The sequence below is a fragment of the Paraburkholderia sp. J41 genome (genome assembly GCF_905220235.1).
GTDB lineage: Bacteria > Pseudomonadota > Gammaproteobacteria > Burkholderiales > Burkholderiaceae > Paraburkholderia.
The window spans coordinates 140,866-158,405 of the sequence record NZ_CAJMZE010000003.1; the positions used below are offsets into that span (position 1 = coordinate 140,866).

14 protein-coding genes are annotated in these 17,540 nt (G+C 68.2%); 5 read left to right on the plus strand and 9 right to left on the minus strand.

Features of this window, described 5'->3' with window-relative positions; translation table 11 throughout:
* Positions 1–152: 152 nt before the first annotated feature.
* Positions 153–572: an H-NS family nucleoid-associated regulatory protein gene (locus tag U5805_RS04260; protein ID WP_322102190.1), complete on the minus strand. Its 420-nt coding sequence runs from the start codon at positions 570–572 to the stop codon at positions 153–155.
* A 299-nt stretch (positions 573–871) separates the two neighbouring features.
* On the opposite strand from U5805_RS04260, the gene U5805_RS04265 reads away from it, so the two are divergent.
* On the plus strand, positions 872–1,906 hold the full coding sequence (locus tag U5805_RS04265; protein WP_415914537.1) for a flavodoxin family protein: 1,035 nt from the start codon (positions 872–874) through the stop codon (positions 1,904–1,906).
* Complete coding sequence (locus U5805_RS04270; protein WP_322102192.1) at positions 1,903–2,607, plus strand: PIG-L deacetylase family protein; 705 nt, start codon at positions 1,903–1,905, stop codon at positions 2,605–2,607. Before U5805_RS04265 ends, U5805_RS04270 begins: the two co-directional genes overlap by 4 nt.
* 19 nt (positions 2,608–2,626) lie before the next feature.
* Here U5805_RS04270 and U5805_RS04275 read toward each other — a convergent pair whose 3' ends face one another.
* Positions 2,627–3,571 carry a glycosyltransferase family 2 protein gene (locus U5805_RS04275; protein WP_322102193.1) on the minus strand — a complete coding sequence of 315 codons (945 nt, stop codon included), beginning with the start codon at positions 3,569–3,571 and terminating at the stop codon, positions 2,627–2,629.
* Between the two features lie 305 nt (positions 3,572–3,876).
* Between U5805_RS04275 and U5805_RS04280 the strand changes: the two genes are divergently transcribed.
* A complete protein-coding gene (locus U5805_RS04280) occupies positions 3,877–6,681 on the plus strand; it encodes an ATP-binding cassette domain-containing protein (RefSeq protein ID WP_322102194.1) in 2,805 nt (934 codons plus the stop codon).
* A gap of 130 nt (positions 6,682–6,811) precedes the next feature.
* On the opposite strand, the gene U5805_RS04285 is transcribed toward U5805_RS04280, so the two are convergent.
* From U5805_RS04285 to U5805_RS04295, 3 genes are all read right to left on the minus strand, one after another.
* Positions 6,812–8,011, minus strand: coding sequence for a phosphatidylserine decarboxylase family protein (locus U5805_RS04285; protein WP_322102195.1), 1,200 nt, complete (start codon positions 8,009–8,011; stop codon positions 6,812–6,814).
* Between the two features lie 204 nt (positions 8,012–8,215).
* On the minus strand, positions 8,216–9,592 hold the full coding sequence (locus U5805_RS04290) for a sorbosone dehydrogenase family protein (RefSeq protein ID WP_322102196.1): 1,377 nt from the start codon (positions 9,590–9,592) through the stop codon (positions 8,216–8,218).
* Positions 9,585–10,031, minus strand: coding sequence for a hypothetical protein (locus tag U5805_RS04295; protein WP_322102197.1), 447 nt, complete (start codon positions 10,029–10,031; stop codon positions 9,585–9,587). Before U5805_RS04295 ends, U5805_RS04290 begins: the two co-directional genes overlap by 8 nt.
* Positions 10,032–10,269: 238 nt before the next feature.
* Between U5805_RS04295 and U5805_RS04300 the strand changes: the two genes are divergently transcribed.
* A complete protein-coding gene (locus tag U5805_RS04300; protein WP_322102198.1) occupies positions 10,270–10,446 on the plus strand; it encodes a hypothetical protein in 177 nt (58 codons plus the stop codon).
* 49 nt (positions 10,447–10,495) lie between these two features.
* On the opposite strand, the gene U5805_RS04305 is transcribed toward U5805_RS04300, so the two are convergent.
* From U5805_RS04305 to U5805_RS04320, 4 genes are all read right to left on the minus strand, one after another.
* Positions 10,496–12,145 carry a GMC family oxidoreductase gene (locus U5805_RS04305; protein WP_322102199.1) on the minus strand — a complete coding sequence of 550 codons (1,650 nt, stop codon included), beginning with the start codon at positions 12,143–12,145 and terminating at the stop codon, positions 10,496–10,498.
* A 57-nt stretch (positions 12,146–12,202) separates the two neighbouring features.
* On the minus strand, positions 12,203–12,940 hold the full coding sequence (locus U5805_RS04310; protein WP_322102200.1) for a gluconate 2-dehydrogenase subunit 3 family protein: 738 nt from the start codon (positions 12,938–12,940) through the stop codon (positions 12,203–12,205).
* A complete protein-coding gene (locus U5805_RS04315) occupies positions 12,937–13,869 on the minus strand; it encodes a hypothetical protein (RefSeq protein WP_322102201.1) in 933 nt (310 codons plus the stop codon). Before U5805_RS04315 ends, U5805_RS04310 begins: the two co-directional genes overlap by 4 nt.
* Before the next feature lie 304 nt (positions 13,870–14,173).
* The gene (locus U5805_RS04320) at positions 14,174–15,319 is read right to left on the minus strand and encodes an enolase C-terminal domain-like protein (RefSeq protein WP_322102202.1); all 1,146 of its coding nucleotides are present in this window, start codon (positions 15,317–15,319) and stop codon (positions 14,174–14,176) included.
* A gap of 227 nt (positions 15,320–15,546) precedes the next feature.
* Here U5805_RS04320 and U5805_RS04325 point away from each other — a divergent pair, with 227 nt between their 5' ends.
* Positions 15,547–17,343 (plus strand): thiamine pyrophosphate-requiring protein, encoded by a 1,797-nt coding sequence (locus U5805_RS04325; RefSeq protein WP_322102203.1) that lies wholly within the window; start codon positions 15,547–15,549, stop codon positions 17,341–17,343.
* Positions 17,344–17,540: the final 197 nt, after the last annotated feature.

Genomic DNA, 17,540 nt, shown 5'->3' on the forward strand with positions numbered 1-17,540 from the left:
CATTGCTGGATCAGCGCTTTGAGCTGCTTGATCGGCGCGATGTTAGGCCCGCTGTTCCGCCCGCTATTCGGCCCGCTGTCGCCGCTGTTCGGCGATGCCCCCGCGCTACTGGCGCTTCCCGTGGACGAAACGCCTTGATCGCTCGTGCGCGGCTACGACGAATGCAGGCTGCGTTCGCCGCCACGCGACCACGACCCGCGACGCTCGCGAACCTCATGTGCCTCATGGGCTTCGAACGCGGCGGCCTTGCCGCTCGCGAGCCGCGTCCCCGCGAACGGATCGTCGCGCCAGTCCACGCCGGTGCGCGCTTGCGCTTCGGCGGCGTGCAGTGCCGCCGTTTCGTCGATGGCGAAATGCTCCAGGGCCTGGCCCGCGCTGGTCGCCTGCACGACCCATTGCGGCGGCGTGCCCTTGCCGTCCCACGTTTGCCCGAAGGCGTCCCGATAGCGCACCTGGCGAAAGCGCGCTTCGTCGTCGGCGAGGGAGCGGGCGATGTCTTCCGGCTCGATGTCGAACTCGGCCATCCGTCGGCGCAAATACGCCACCATGCTGTCGCGTTTTCTTTCATCCATATGCCAACTCTCTATCCCATGCGGTTCAAAACGATTTAAGGCGAGACAAAAACGGCTCGAAAGCGGTATTCCCGCAGCAAATTGCAAATCGCGTGCCGCGCCGCCGGAATCGACCGAAAAACGCCGGAAAAACGCCTGGGGAACACGCGCAAAAACGCCCGCAAAACGCTTGAAAAACCGTGGAACGCTCATTGCGGGACAGGTTCGGAATCGACCGATCGACGTAAGGAGTCCGCATGGAAAAGACGACCGCCAACGGCCCCGCACCGCAGGTGCGCAAGGGGCAGATGCAGGAGGGGCTGTCGCGCGAAGCCTATCGCGCGCGCTTCATGGCGCGCTATGCCGACCCCGCGTTCCGCGTGGAGGAAAGCGCGCTCGCGCGTCTCGAAGCAATCGCGTGGGACGCCTATTCCGAAGGGCGCAAGTCGCCGATGACGGCGAAGGCGGGCGAAGGTTATGCCGATCCCGACTATGCGCTCTCCGACGAATGGCGCGAAAACGCCGCGCGCATCGACGCCGCGCAACGCCGCCAGCGCGAAGCGGGCACGCCCTCGCGCGTGCTCGTGATCGTCGCTTCGTCGCGTAACGACTACACCTGTCCTGGCGAAATGTCCAAGAGCTTCCGGCTCGCCAAACTCTGCGAGCGCGAGTTAACGGACGCGGGCATCGAGGCGGATCTGCTCGACCTCTCGCGCCTTGCCGCCGAGCCGGATCTGCACATTCATCCCTGCAAGGGCTGCGTTTCCACGGCCATGCCGCTATGTCACTGGCCGTGCAGTTGCTACCCGAACCACTCGCTCGGCCAGGTCAACGACTGGATGGGCGAAATCTACGAGCGCTTCGCCGCCTGCCACGGCGCGATTTTCGTCACGCCCGTGTACTGGTATCAGGTGAGCAGCCCGCTCAAGCTCATGATGGATCGGCTCGTGTGCGCGGACGGCGGCAACCCCGATCCTTCGTCGACGCACGGCAAGCACGCCGACGAAGCCAAGGCGCTCGAACTCGAAGGCTGGGACTACCCGAAGCATCTCGCGGGCCGCGCCTACGGCGCGATCGTACACGGCGACGTGGCGGGCATCGAAGGCACGCGCCGCGCGCTGTCCGACTGGCTCGACTGGATGGGCTGGATCGAGGCGGGCGCGACCGCTCGGCTCGACCGCATGATCGGCTATTACGAGCCTTATGCCACCTCGCACGACACGCTCGACGCCGACGCACCGTTGCAGCAGGAAGTGGCGAACGTCGCGCGCGCCGTGATCAACGCGGTCCGCGCGTTGCGCGCGGGCCAGCTTCATCGCGCCGACGAAGGCATCCAGCCGGCGCGCGCCAAATGACCGGCGCCGCGCTTTCGGGCGGCGCCGTGCCGCGTCTTATCGTCGTATCGCCGCACCTGGACGACGCCGTGCTCGGCTGTTCGGGATTGCTGGTGCAATGCCCCGGCTCCGTCGTCTGCACGGTGTTCGCGGGCGAACCGGACGCGCCCATGAGCACGCCGTGGGACGCCGCGTGCGGATTCGCCGACTCGCGCGAAGCAATGCGCGTGCGCCGGGAAGAGGACGATCGCGCCTTGTCGCTCTGCGGGGCGCAAGCGGTGCGGCTCGATTTTCGCGACGCGCAGTACGGCGCGACGCCCTCCGTCGACGACGTGGCCGAGGCGCTCGCGGCGCAGTTCGCGCGTTTTCCCGGCTATGTGCCCGTGTGCCCGCTGGGGCTTTGGCATTCCGATCACGAACTCGTGGGCGCGGCCTCGCGGCGGCTGCTCGGTTCGGGGCGGCTCGCGCGCTGCATCGCTTACGAAGATGCCATTTACCGGGCGATGCCGGGCGTGCTCAGCGCGGGCTTCAAGAGGCTCGAACACGAACGTCTGCGCGCGCATGCGTTGCGGGCCGACGCCTTCGGGCCGCGCGCCGCGAACGGCTTTACGGCGCTCAAGCGGCGCGCGGTGCAAGCCTATGCGAGCCAGATGCGCGCGTTCGAGACGATTCCGCCCGACGCCGTGCGCGCCGAGCATTATTGGCGGATCGCGCCGCGTTGAAGCGCGGCGCAGGCGAGGTTCAAGGGCGCTCCGGCGCCGCGTGCGCTTTCTCGCGATCGACATGAGCAACGGTTGCACGCACCGGCGCGCGCTCCGCCTCGCGCACGGCCGCGCGCAGTTGCAACACGCGCGCGGCCACCGGGCGCCGCCGCCGTGCGGCCCAGGCAATGCCGCTGCACAGTTGCGAGACGTCCTCGGCGAGGTGCCGTTCGCGCCAGGCGCTGCGCACAGCATGCCACGTCGCGGCCCACGCTTGCATGCGCGGCAGCCGCAGCCAGGCGACCAGCGCCGCGTTGCGCGCGAGCATGCGGCGGCGCAAACGGCTGTCGCGCTTGAGCGACGGCCGATGGTGGACTTCGAGCATTTCGGCGTAGGCAATGTCGTGACCGGCTTGCATGACGTCGAGCGAGAGCAGCGCCTCTTCGCCGCCGATAAACAGGCGCGGCTCGTAGCCGCCGAGCGTGTCGAAAAGCGCGCGCCGGAACACGCACGCACCCGCCATGAAACCGACCAGGCGCGGCAACGAATGCGTGCCGCCGGTTAGCGGACTCGCCGCCATGAGCGCGCAAGTCGGGTCGAGCGTGCGCTGATCGCCCACCACCACGCGCGCGCTCAGCACGCCGATGCGCGGGTAGCGCTCCAGCAATTCGACGGCGCGGGCGAGCGAGCCCGTTTGCCAGTCGGTGTCGTCGTCGCTGAACGCCACATATGGCGTGCTCACCTGCGCCGCGCCCACATTGCGCGCGGCCGCGCCCAGATTGCTCTCGCAGCGCAGCACGCGCAGGCCGGGGTACGCGTGCGCGAGCGCGTGCGGCGAGCCGTCCGTCGAGCCGTTGTCCACCACGACGATCTCGGGCCGCTCCGGCAAACGCAGCAGCGAGGCCACGGTGCGCAGGACTTCGTCGCGGCGGTTGTAAGTCAGGACCACCACGCTGATGTGAGGATTGAGAAAATGACGCTTCAACGGTAGGCGCTCCGCGTGACCGAACCAAGGGGAACGAAGAAAGGAAACGTGCGAAGGGGAAACCGGAAAACGCGGCGCATCGCGCGTTCCCAATCCGTCGCTCCGTCGCTGCGTTGCGCGGCGAAGCGCTGCCCGGCGGCGACGCGCAATGAGGCGCGGTGAGGGGCAATGAGGGGCAATGAGGGGCGATAAGGCGCGATAGGGCGCAACGAGGCGCAATGGGGCGCAACGCGACGCGAATGAGCGGCGCGGGCGCAACGATTGCGCGCTTATGCGACACATCACGGCGGCGAGGGCCCAACCCGATGCACGAGGCTTCACCGAACCGGCCGTCCAACCGGCCGCCTAACCCGGCACCCAACCAGCAGACACCTAACCAGCAGACATCGAACCAGCAGGCATCGACTCAGCCACCGAACCGGCAGCCGCCGAACCGGAAAACGCATCGCGGGCCGATTGCCCGCACGCTGGGCGAGGCGCTGTGGCGTCATCGCGGCGCCACGGCGGCCGCGGCTTCCCTGATGATTCTCGCGCGGCTCGGCGCCGTGACGGTGCCCATCGCGCTCAAGCATCTGATCGACGACCTCGGCCATTTGCACACGCTGGCGATGGTGCCGGTGCTGCTCGCGCTCGCCTACGCGGTGCTGCGCTTTCTTTCCGATGCGCTCGGCGAGGCGCGCGACGTCGCGTTCAGCATCGTCGTACAGCGTGCGGTGGCGTCGCTGCGCGAGCGCACGTTCGCGCAATTGCATCGGCTGGGCGCGCGCTTTCATGCGCAGCGCGAAACGGGCGCGATCGTGCGCGACGTGCAAAAAGGCGCGGACGGTTTGGGCTTTCTGCTCGGCACCGCGCTGTTTTCCGTGTTGCCGACGCTGTTCGAAATCGGCCTGGTCGTGGCGATCGTGGCGACGCACTACGACCATGCGTTCGTGCTGGCGATTGCCGCCACCTTCGTGTGCTACGCCGTGTACACGGCCGTTTTCACGCGCCGCCGCCTCGTGTTCCAGCGCGCCGTGAACGCCATCGAGGCGCAGGCCGACGGGCGGCTCGTGGACAGCCTGCTCAATCACGACACGGTGAAGTATTTCTCCACCGAACAGCACGAAGTCACGCGCCTGCGCAGCGTGCTGGACGAATGGGTGCTGGCGCGCACGGCGAACCAGCGCGCCCTGACCGCGCTGCACGTGGGGCAAAGCGGCGTGGTGGCGGCGGGCATCGCGGCGGTCATGCTGATCGCGGTGCAGAACGTGTTGAGCGGCGAGATGACGATCGGCGATCTCATCCTCATCAATGCGTACATCATTCAGGTCTGCGCGCCGCTCAACACGCTCGGCTTCGTGTTTCGCGAAGCCAACGACGCGCTCGTCGACGTCGAACGCCTGTTCCGCATTCTCGCGGCGCGCGGCGTGCCCGGCGAGGACGAGGACGTGCCCGGCGCGCGCGCCCTCGTCGTGCGCGAGGGCGAGCTGGCGTTCCGTCACGTGGACTTCGGCTACGATCCCGCGCGACCCGTGCTGCACGACATTGCGTTGACGGTCGGGCCGGGCCAGACGGTGGCCGTGGTGGGCGGCAGCGGCTCGGGCAAGTCGACGCTGATCCGTCTGCTGTTTCGTTTTTATCAGCCGCAGCAGGGCAGCATCACCATCGACGGCCAGGAGATCGCGCACGTCACGCAGTCGAGCCTGCGCGAAGCGATCGGCATCGTGCCGCAGGACACGGTGCTGTTCAACGAGACGATTGCCTACAACATCGCCTATGGGCAGCCCGAGGCCACGCGCGCCGATGTCGTGCGCGCGGCGCGCGCGGCCCAGCTAAACGATCTCGTGGAGCGGCTGCCCGATCACTACGAAACGCGCGTGGGCGAGCGCGGCGTGCGGCTTTCCGGCGGCGAGCGGCAGCGCATCGCGATCGCGCGCGCGATCTTGAAGAATCCGCGCATCATGGTGTTCGACGAGGCGACGTCGGCGTTGGACACGCGCTCGGAACGCGCCATCCAGCGCGAACTCAAACGGCTCGCGCGCGGGCGCACGACGCTGGTGGTCGCGCACCGGCTTTCGACGATCGTGGACGCGGATCTCATCGTCGTGATGGAACATGGGCACATCGTGGAGCAAGGCCGGCACGACGCGCTGCTCGCGCGCGACGGCGTGTACGCGAAGATGTGGGCGATGCAATGGCAGCAAGACGATCTGGAACACGCGGAACGCCGCGTGGTGGCCACGCCCTTGAATGTCGCCGATGTTTTCGCGCGCGTGGCCGCACGCGTGCGCGATTCGGCCGGCGCGGCGGCCGCGGCGCGTTTCTTCACGCAGCCGGCGGCCGGCGTATGGGCAACCACCGTCGACGCCGACGCGCTCGTGCAGGCGCTCGCGCGGCTCGCCGCGAATGAACTCGCGCACGCGGCGAGTGACCAGAACGGCGCGAGCCGGCCGCGCCACGAGGTGCGGCTCGACGTGCGGCGCGCAGGCAATGCGGTGCTGCTGTGCGTGAGCGGCGGCGCGCGTCCCGCGCCGCTCGACGACGCCACGCTCGCGCAGATCGAAGCGCTGCTGCGCGATGCGGGTGCGAATCTCGCGCTCGAGCCCGGCGAGCGCAGCGTGTGCTACGCGGTCACGCTGCCCTTGCACGTGCTGCTGCCCGAAGCGGAGCCCGAGGGCGAGGCGCCCGCGCAAGACGCCGGGCGCGAACTCGCGGGCCTGCGCATCGTGGTGCTCGACGACGAAGAAGAAACGCGCAATGCGCTCGAAGCCGTGCTGACGCTACACGGCGCATCGGTGCAACCGGAGGCGAGCGGCGCGCGCTGGCTGGCGGCGCTGCGCGAAACGCCGCGCGCGCAGTGGCCCGACGTGCTGCTTTGCGATCTGCAACTGGAGGAACCCGAGGACGGCGCGCGGGTGGTGGCCGCGTTGCGCGAGCAGGAGCGCGAGGCGCATGCCGGTTGCGCACCGTTGGCGGCGATTGCGTTGACGGGACAAACCGGGCGCCTCGCGGACCCGGACGACGCCGCGCTCGGCCTTTTCTCGGCGCGGCTCGCGAAGCCCGTCGCCGTGCCCGCGTTGCTGGCGGCGCTGAGTGTGGCGACGGGGCATCGCGGGCAGCCGAACCCGTAGGAGGTGGATAGAGTCCGGCGAAGGGAGTCCAGTTCAGCGCGCGTCCCATCGCGCAATCACATCGCCGCCTTCAGCGGCCTGGCTTCGGCCCTCGCCGTGCGCATCGAAACGGCGGAATGCGCCGGATGCCTCATCGCCCCGCCAGCGCGAGACGCGAATTGACCTTGAGCGGCGGCGCGTCGTCGCGATACGGCGGGCGCGGCTCGAACGCGCGGATCACGTTCGGCTCGAAAATCAGGCAATACGTGCTGCCGCCGTACTGGAAGAAGCCCAGTTCGTCGCCCTTGTTCAAATGCTGGCCCGGCTGCACGACGATGCGGCACGACGACACTTCGGCCATGCCCACGAACGCGCACGCGATCAGCCCGAGCGAGGGTTCGTCGGCTTCGATCACGATCACCGCGCGCGCCGCGAGCGCCGTGGTGTAGCCTTGCGAATCGTTGAGACCGCGCGCGTCGGTGCCTTCGGCTTCGAGTTCGGAAAAATAGGTGCCGTCGACGTTGTACGCTTCGCGAATCGTGCCGGCGACGGGCGCATGCCAGCGGTGATAGTTGAACGCGCTCAAATAGCCCTGATACACGCTGCCGTCCACGAAGCGCTCGACCACCTCGGCTTGCGTGCCGGCCAGAATTTCACGCAACGAATAAGGCTGCGACTTGATCCAGAACTGATCGTGCAACTGGCACCGCGCGGCCACGTTGTAGGGCGAGGCTTCGCAGGCATTGACGATCACGGCGGGATTGGACGGCTCCGCAACCGGCCGCGCGCCGTCTCGCAGGCGGCGCGTGAAGAAGTCGTTCCACGAGGTGTAACCCCAATGCGGCTGCGAGCGGTCGCACACATAATCGGCGAGATGCATCTTCTCTTGGGCGGCCTCGCTGAACCAGCCGTGCGGCGCGGCGGTCGTCAGATGCATGCGCGAATGCGGGCCGTCCAGAAAGCCGCACCAGTGTTCGAGTACCTTGCGCAACTGCGCGTTGAACGCCGGATCGCGGAACACCGCGTAACCGGAGGGCATGCACATCGGCCAGTCGAGCACGAGATTCAGCGGCGTGGCAATGGGCACGGCCGCGTTGAAGGGCGGCGCGTAGCCCGTTAAATAATCGACCACGGTCATCATTTCGTCGATGTTCGCATAGCCGAGTTCGAAGCCCGCGGCGCGGGCTTCCTCGATCGCGCGCGTGAGATTCATGCGCAGCACCGTGTCGTGCTGCACGAGCCGCGCGAGTTCGCGCACCACGTTCGACATCGGCGCGCGTTGCGCGTGTTCGCGTGCGGCGCGGGCGATGTCTTGCCGGAACGCCGCGGCGACTTCCTCCTTTTGAGGCATCCAGTTGCCGAGGCGGCGCTTGGTTTTCGCGGGGTTTTTTGACGGGTTTTTCGCAGGATTTTTCGTTGCGTCGTCTGCAAGTTTCTCTGTATGCGCATTCATGGGCTGGCTCCGGTGTTTTCTCGCCGAGTTGCGTGAAGCGGGACAGAAGGGCGCGACGTTCGCCGCGCAGCTTACGTGTTTTTTACCTGTTCGAAAGGATGCCTAACCATGTGTTGCGCCTGCCGTCGCGGGCGCGGGAGCGGCGTTGGCCGCGCTGGCGGTGTTGCTCGTCGCGGCCGTCACGCGCCACACGGCGTTGCCCACGTCGTCGGCGATGATGAGCGCGCCGCTGCGGTCTTGCGCCACGCCGACGGGCGCGCCATATGACGATTTCGCGTCGTCGGACACGAAGCCCGTGACCACGGGTTGCGGCGGCCCGCTCGGCGTGCCGTTCGCGAACGGCACGTACACCACGCTATAGCCGCTGATCGGCGAGCGATCCCAACTACCGTGCTCGCCGACGAATGCGCCGCCGCGATACGCTGGGGGCAGGCTGTCGCCGGTCGAGAACACGAAGCCGAGCGGCGCGACGTGCGAGCCGATCGCGTAGTCGGGCGGGATTGCCTTCGCGACCAGGTCGGGGCGCTGCGGCTGCGCGCGGCGGTCGACGTGTTGCCCGTAGTAGCTATAGGGCCAGCCGTAGAAGCCGCCTTCATGCACGGAAGTCAGATAGTCGGGCACGAGGTCGGCGCCGATCTCGTCGCGTTCGTTGGCGATCGCCCAGAGCTTTCCTGTTTTGGGTTCCCATTGCAGCCCGGTCGGATTGCGAATGCCCGCCGCATAGATGCGGCTGCCGCCCGTGGCGATATCCACTTCCAGCACGTTGGCGCGGCGATATTCCACTTCCAGGCCGTTTTCGCCCACGTTGCTGTTCGAGCCCACGCCCACGAAGAGTTTCTTGCCGTCGGGGCTGGCGAGCAGCGCCTTGGTCCAGTGGTGATTGACGGTGTCGGGCAAGTCGGTCAATTCCACGCCCGGACTGTCGATATGCGTTTCGCCGGCATGATAAGGAAAGCTAAGTATCGCATCCGTATCGGCCACGTACAGCGTGTTGCCGACCAATTGCATGCCGAACGGCGAATGCAGCCCGTCGATGAACACGAACTTGTCCCACTCGCCGGTGTTGCCGCGCTTGCGCAGCAACGTGATGCGGTTGGCGCCTTTGGCCTTCTTGCCCGAGCGCTCCGTGATCAGGCCCGCGATCAACTGCTTGGGCGTGGTCACGGCTTCTTCGTTCGGGCTGTTCGATTCGGCCACGAGAATGTCGCCGTTGGGCAGCGTGTAGACCTGGCGCGGATGCACGAGGCCCGAAGCGATCTTCTCGATCTTCAAGCCCGCCGCCACCTTGGGCGTCGCGCCGTTGCGCCAGCCCACGTACTTCGGCACTTCCATCGGCGGCGCGAGGAAGTTCCGCGACTGGGGCAGAGGAGGATTCGCGCCCGCCTGCTGCGCGGCGTCGTACTGCGCATGCTGGCTGCATGCGCTCGCGGCTATCGCGACGGCGGCGGCGAGCGCGCCTTTCGTCAGGGCGCTATTCATGAACGGCCTCCGTGAAGGCGAATTTGCCGAGTGCGCGCGCCACCAGCGCCACACTCAGCAGCGCGACGGTGATTGCGGAAAGAACGACGTTCAGCGGCACCATCGCGTAGGCGTCGCGGCTATGCACGAACGCGTTGAAAATGGCGGCCACGACCCCGGCGAGATAAAGCCAGAAGTCGAGCTGATCGAAGCGCGTGACGATCTCGCGGTGCGAAGGCATCCACACGTAAAAGAGATGAATGAAGCGCGGCACGATGGCGAAGAACAGCCCGACCGTGACGAGCCACGCGGCGCCCTTGCCCCAGAATACGTTGCGCGTGGTCGCGTAAGTGATGTCGAAAATGAGCGCGCCGACGAACATCCCGTAAGGAATCGGGTCGAGCAGATCGAACAGGGCGGCAGCGGTTCGCGACCGCCAGGCGGGAAGAAGCGGCGTCATGGTGCGGGTCTCCGATGAGTCAGCGCACGCGGCGCGCAGCGCGCCGCACGTCTACCCGCGCGCACATCATGTACCCAGCGTTTCAAACAGCGCTGCATCCCACTCTTCGTCCACGCTTCATCCCGCGTGTTTCGCGCGACGGCGCGGCGGCGCGGCACGGCGGCTGCGCCTTCTTGATCCGGTACGCATGGCAGCGAAACGTGGGCGCGTGGGCGCGTGAAAGCGCGAAGGAGGGAACATGAAGCGGATGGCTTGCATAACGCTCGCGATTGCCTTGGGCTTGAGCGCCGGCGCGTGCAAAAAGGCGCACAAGGCCGGTAACGACAGCATGAAGGTCACGCATGGCGTGGTTCAGGCGCAAGCGCCGGTTTTTCCCGCGCTGTGGCCGGCGGCGGTATCGGCGAATCGGCAATAGCGGGATCGTTGCGCGCTCGCCGTGCCCGCGCTTTCGCCGTATCCCGGGCTTACAGTTCGCCGCGCGCCGCGAGCGCGCGAATTCGGTCGGCGGTTCGGCACGCGACGGCCTGGATCGTCAACGAAGGATTCACGCCGCCCACGGTCGGGAACACCGAGCCATCGCAGATCCACAGGTTCGGGATGTCCCAGCTGCGGCAGTCCGCGTTCACGACGCTCGCGAGCGGGTCCGCGCCCATGCGCGCGGTGCCGTTCAGGTGGCAGGTGTCCTCGTCCTGGGTCCAGATATCGCGGCCGCCCGCGGCGTCGAGCGCGGTTCGCATGAAGCCGAGCGCGTGGCGCACCATGCGCCGGTCGTTGTCGCTCATCGACCAGGTCACGCGGGCAACGGGCAGGCCCAGCGCGTCCTTTTCCTGCGCGAGCGTGACGCGGTTGCGTTCGTCGGGCAGCGTTTCGCCCACGATCTTCAGGCCCGCCTGATGGTTGTACTTCGCCATCTCGCGCACCAGCTCGTCGCCCCACAGCCCGCGCCCCGCCTGCGTGCCGGCCCACACCACGGGCAGCGGCCCCTGGCTCATGTAGCAGTAGCCGCCGAAGAAGTCCTTGCCGTGATCGGTGTAATTCCAGTGCTCGGTGAGCGAGAGCGAGGGCGGTCCTTTGTACCAGCGGATTTCCTCGTCCATCGTGCCCCATGCGGCCTGATTCAGTTGCACCATCAGATTCTTGCCGACGAGTCCCGAGCGGTTCGCAAGGCCGTGCGGAAAGCGCGCGTTCGCCGAATTGAGCAGCAGGCGCGGCGTTTCGATCGCGTAGCCCGCCACCACCACGTGGCGCGCGCGCTGAAAATGCCATTGGCCTTCGCGATGAAAATGCACGCCGCTCGCGCGGTCCCGCGCGTCGGTCTCGATCCGGCCGACCATTGCGAGATCGCGGATTTCGGCGCCCGCGCGCACGGCGCGCGGAATCCACGTGACCAGCGTGCTTTGCTTCGCGTTGGTCGAGCAGCCCGTCACGCAAAAGCCGCGATAGACGCACTGATGCGCGTCGCCGCGCGGCGCGGAGAGCGTGGCGAGCGGCGTGGGCGACCACGGAATGCCGAGCGCCTCGCAGCCGCGCGCGAGCACGAGCCCCGCGCCGTTGACCTCGTGCGCGCGATACGGGTAGCGCGGCCGCTTCGGTCCCCACGGATAATTCACCGGCCCCGAGATGCCGAGCGTCTGCTCGACTTCGGCGTAGTAGCGCCACATTTCGCGCCAGTCGATCGGCCAGTCCGCGCCATAGCCCAGCAGCGAGCGCGACTTGAACCACTCGGGGCGAAAGCGCAGCGACACCATCGCGAAGTGAACCATGCTGCCGCCCACCGCCTTGCCGCTGTTGTTGCTGCCGAGTTGCAGCGGATTGTCGCCGTCGCAAAGACGTTCGTCGGTCCAGTAGAGCTTGCCTTGATGCGTCTCGTCCGAGGCGAATTCCTCGAGCGGCCGCCACCATGCGCCCGCGTCGAAGGCCACCACGCTGAAGCCGGCTTCGGCGAGCCGGCAGGCGAGCGTCGCGCCGCCCGCGCCCGTGCCGACGATGGCGAAATCCACCGGTTCGTCGAGCGCGTATTCGCGCATCGGCATCCAGCCGCCCTGGCGGAATACGTCGGGCGCGCGGCCGTTTTTGCCGCGCGGCGTGGTTTGAGCGTCGTCGTTTTGCGTCATGGGTCTCACGATGAAATGGCGATCGGGCAAGAGCGTCGAGCGAGCTTCGGCGCTCCCTCAGCGCAGGCGGCCATTCGCACGGCGCGCCGCGTCGCGGGCTTTGTCGGCGGCTTCGCCCGCATGGCTTTCAGCCGGGGCTTCGGCGGCTTCCCACGGGTCGCGCCTGCCGTCGACGAGACGCACATAGCCGCGCGGATTCGCCGGGCCGCCGAAGCCGAGCGCGCTCCACGAGGCGGGGTGCGAATAGAACGCCGCGCAGATGTCGTGGACCGCGCGCTTCGCGAAGAATACGTCGCTGGGCATGCCGTGCCACGCGCGATGGCGCAGCGCGCCCTTTTGCATCTGCGCGAGCAGCGCATGCTGGCGCGGCGCGTCGAGGTCGGCGAACGGCGCGCGGTAATGCGCCTCGCTTTCCGCGTCGAGCGCGGCAAGCCCGGTGGTCCACGCTTCGCGCAACGGCGGCAGGCGGCTGTCGCGATAGCCGTCGCGCCGGTCGTCCAGCAATTTTGCGTCGACGAGCGCGGCCACCGGCACGAAGCACGCGCCATCGGCGTTCTGGGCGGGCGGCGGCGCGGCGTGCGCGTCGCTTTCGCCATCGACGGGATTGATATGGCGCGCTTGCGGCACGATGCATTCGCACAGCGCGACCAGCGCGCGCCACGCCTTCGGCGCGAGCCAGCGGGCTTCGTGCGGCGTGCGCAGGCGGGCGGCGACGACGGCGCGCGTGGGCGCGTCCCACGATGGCGTGCCGCGCTTGGCGAGCACGTCGTAACCGGGATAGCGGCTGCGCGTCATTGCTCGGTCTCCCGCATGCGCAGCGCGGCAAGCCCGGCCACGGCCAGCGCGCTGAACGAGGGCGGCGCGGGCAGCGGCGGCCCCGCGAGCAGGTTCTGCGACCAGTTGCGCCAGCCGCCTTGCGCGCGCGCCACGCCGTTGGCGTGAAAGCCCGCGCCCGCGAAACCGAGCACCGACACGAACCGCAGCCACAGATACGCAAAACCGCGCCAGCGCCGCGCGCGCGGCGGCGCGGCCAATGCGGCCTGCGCGAGCAGCGCCGCGCCCACGGGCGCGACGGTCACGGGCGCGTACATCGCCGGATGCTGGAACGCGCCGCGAAAATGCAGCAACGCGGCTTCGGCGGCGGTGCCGATCAATCCCGCGGCGCTGACGAGCGCGAGCGCCTTGCCCGCCGGCATGCCGAAGAGGCGCGGATCGTGGGCGGGTTCGTCGCGCAACTGTTCCGCAATGGCGCCGAAACCGCCCGACAGCAGCAGCGCGAACGGCGCGCCCACCGGCGCGCCATAAAACAGGTTGTGCCAGCTCCAGCCGCCCGGCCGCTTGCCGACGTTGTAGAAGTGGAAGGTCGTGCCCGCGAGGCCCGTGGCGGCCGCCGCGAGCTGGATCGCGTGACGCAGCGCGTGCGAGGTTTCGCTGCGGTCGGCGCCGCCGTGCAGGCTCGCGCCCAGCGCCGCCGCCGCGCTCGCGAGCGCGGCGTACATCGCCGGATTTTCGAAGCCGCCGCGATAGTGCTCCATGGCGCTGTCCGAGAGCACGGAAAGCGCGAGCAGCGCCGATCCGCCATTGAACGCGCGCGCCGCCGCGATGTGCCGGGCCGTGACCGGCGCGCTGCGCGGCGTGCGCAACGACCGCGTTGCGGCGAAGGCGAGCGCGGCGCCCGCCGCGACGCTGAGCAGTCCGCCCGCGAACCGTGATGCTTGCGTCATGCGATGTTCTCCGTTTTTTCGGCGTGGCGCGGCCGATGTTCCGCGCGCAGCCCTGAGCCGGTTTTGCTTGTTGCGACGTTTGCTCGCGATTCGCGCAAGCTTCGCACCTGGCCCCGGTTTGAAAGAGAGTTGTCGGGAAAGTGCGATTGCGCAGGCGAGCGCAGCCAGGCCCCGCAGGCTCGATCACGATCGGCAGTGCTAACGATAGGGATCGCTGGAAACAAGGCACGCGCGCACGGTTGCGTCGGCAACGTTGTGTAGTCGGTGCCACGACGACAAATCCGCCGCCGATAAACAATCGTGACTAGACGGCGAAACCGACGGCGTAGCGTTCGGCGTCGGCGTGGCGCAGCGCAAGGCCGTGGCCGGGGCGGCCGAGATCGGGGGCGATCGCGCCGTCGCGCAGGCGCGGCGCGCCTTCGAACAGCATCGACTCGATGCGCGCGTGATCGTGAAACCATTCGATATGTTCGAGCCGCCGCGCGGCGCAGGCCGCATGCAGATGCAGCGCGGGCGCGCAATGCGCGGAAAGCGGGGTATGCCACGCGTCGCAGAGCGCGTCGGCCTGCATGAAACCGGTAATGCCGCCGCAGCGCGTGGCGTCGGCTTGCAGCACGTCCACGGCATGCGCTTCCAGCAGTTCGCGCAGATCGTCGGCGCTCCACGCGTATTCGCCCGCGGCCAGCGCCATGCCGGCGGGCAGCGCGCCGCGCAATGCGGCCAGGCCGCGCCGGTCGTCGGAGGAAAGCGGCTCCTCGAACCAGGCCACGCCTTGCGCCGCGAATTGCGCGGCCAGCCGCCGCGCATCCGCGGGCGTATAGGCGCCGTTGGCGTCGACGAATAGCGCGGCCGCCTCGCCGATCGCCGCGCGCGCGGCTTCCACGCGCCGCGCGTCCGCCGAGGGATCGCTGCCCACTTTCATCTTCACCCAGCGGCAGCCGTCGCGCTGCACCCAGTCGCGCAACTGGTCTTGCAGCGTGGCGAGGTCGTAAGTGGTGAAGCCGCCGCTGCCGTACACGGGCACGCAGTCGCGCTGCATGCCGAGCAGCTTCGCCAGCGGCACGTCGAGCGCTTTCGCCTTGAGATCCCAGAGCGCGGCGTCCACGGCCGAGATCGCGCACGCGGCGATGCCGGGCCGGCCGATGTTGCGCACCGCCCGCTGCATGGCCAATGCGATACGGCCGATGTCGAACGCATCGTGCGCGCGCACGACATCGGCGAGCAGGCTGTCGATCACGTGCGCGGCGCTCGCGTGCGCATAGCTGTAGCCGAGTCCCGTATGACCCAGCGCGTCGACTTCCACGGTGACGAGCGTGGTGGACGACCACGCGATCGTGCCGTCGGCTTCCTCGCGATCCGTTGGAATGGTGAAGGCGCGCGGCGTGACGCGCGTGGCGCGCGCCGAAGATTGCGCTGGCGATTGAAGCGGCGTTTGAAGTGGCGTTTCCATGCGGGTGGCTGTGCCCGATAAAAGGTCCAGGAGCGGTTCGACCCGGCGCGCAAATCATGCGCCCGACTTGTGCCCGATGTGCGCCCCGACGTGTTCCCGACGTGTTCCCGACGCCGACCCGATAGTTGACGAACAGCGGCCGCCGCCGCGCACGGAAGCTCTTTGTTGGGATTGGCCTTTGCGCACGCACGCTTATCGACTCACCGACCTGCGAAAAGGAGAAGGGCATGGCGACGACTACCGTAAGCGACTTCATCGTCGAACGGCTTTACGACTGGGGCGTGCGGCGCATTTTCGGTTATCCCGGCGACGGCATCAACGGCGTGTTCGGCGCATTGCAGCGCGCCGGGGGCAAGATCGAATTCGTGCAGGCGCGGCACGAAGAAATGGCCGCTTTCATGGCGAGCGCGCACGCGAAGTTCACCGGCGAGCTGGGCGTCTGCATCGCCACCTCGGGACCGGGGGCGGCGCACTTGCTTACGGGCCTCTACGACGCGCGGCTCGATCACATGCCGGTGCTCGCCATCGCGGGGCAGCAGGCGCGCGCGGCGCTGGGCGCGCATTATCAGCAGGAACTCGATCTCGTCTCCATGTACAAGGATGTCGCGGGCGACTACGTGCAGCAGCCGAGCGTGCCCGCGCAGGTGCGCCACGTGGTCGACCGCGCGGTGCGCATCGCGCTGTCGCGCCGCACCGTCACGGCCATGGTGCTGCCCAACGACTTGCAGGAGCTGCCCTATGAAGCGCCGCCGCGCAAGCACGGCACGGCGCATTCGGGCGTGGGTTATGCCACGCCGAAGGTCGTGCCGCAAGACGCCGATCTCAAGCGCGCCGCCGAAGTGCTCAACGCGGGCAGCCGCGTGGCCATTCTCGTGGGCGCGGGCGCGCTGCACGCCACCGACGAAGTGATCGCCGTGGCCGAGCGGCTGCATGCGGGCGTGGCGAAGGCGCTGCTCGGCAAGGGCGCGGTGCCCGACGATCTGCCCTACGTGACCGGCTCGATCGGCTTGCTCGGCACCAAGCCCACCGACGAGATGATGTCCGCGTGCGACACCTTGCTGATGGTCGGCTCGGGGTTTCCGTACTCCGAATTCTTGCCGAAGGAAGGCGACGCACGCGCGGTGCAGATCGACATCGACGCGGGCATGCTGAGCCTGCGTTATCCGATGGAAGTGAGCCTCGTCGGCGACAGCGCGGCCACGCTGCGCGCGCTGCTGCCGCTGCTCGAACAGAAGGATCAGGCGAGCTGGCGCAATCGCATCGTCCACGCGAACGAGCGCTGGCAGCGCGTGCTCGACGAGCGCGCGCACGCGGACACGGGCGGCAAGGTCAACCCGCAGCGCGTCGTCACCGAGCTTTCGCCGCGCCTGCCCGAGCACGCGATCATCACGAGCGATTCGGGGTCGTGCGCGAACTGGTATGCGCGCGATCTCAAGATCCGGCGCGGCATGATGTGCTCGCTTTCGGGCGGCCTTGCTTCGATGGGCGCGGCGGTGCCGTATGCCATTGCCGCGAAGTTCGCGCACCCCGAGCGGCCCGTGATCGCGCTCGTCGGCGACGGCGCGATGCAGATGAACAACATGGCCGAACTCGTGACGGTCGCCAAGTACTGGAAGCAGTGGAAAAGCCCGAGCTGGATCTGCTGCGTGTTCAATAACGAGGACCTGAATCAGGTGACGTGGGAACAGCGCGTGATGCAGGGCGATCCGAAGTTCGAGGCGTCGCAGGACATTCCGAACGTGCCGTATCACCGTTTCGCGGAACTGGTCGGCTTGACGGGCATTTATGTCGACGATGCCGCGAAGCTCGGCGAGGCGTGGGAGCAGGCGCTCGCCTCCACGCGGCCGGTGGTGCTCGAAGTCAAGACCGATCCCGAAGTGCCGCCGCTGCCGCCGCACGTGACGATGGATCAGGCGCGCCATTTCGCGCGCACGCTCATGGAAGGCGACCCGGCCGAAGGCAGCGTGATCGCCAACACGGCGCGTCAGGTCATGGCTTCGGTCATTCCGGGCAAGAAGTCCTGAGCGGCTTCGGGCGAGGGAAGCGCCGCGCTGCTTCCTTCGCCGCAGGCGCGAGCTTGAGCGCGAGCTTGAACTCGAAAGGCGGCTGCCCCTGCGCAGCCGCGCCGAAGCGCCGCCCGCTTTCGGACTAAATCGAGCGCAACGCCGCCAAAAGGACGAGGCGCGTCCGATGCGCACTTTCCCGGCATGTCAACCGGGAG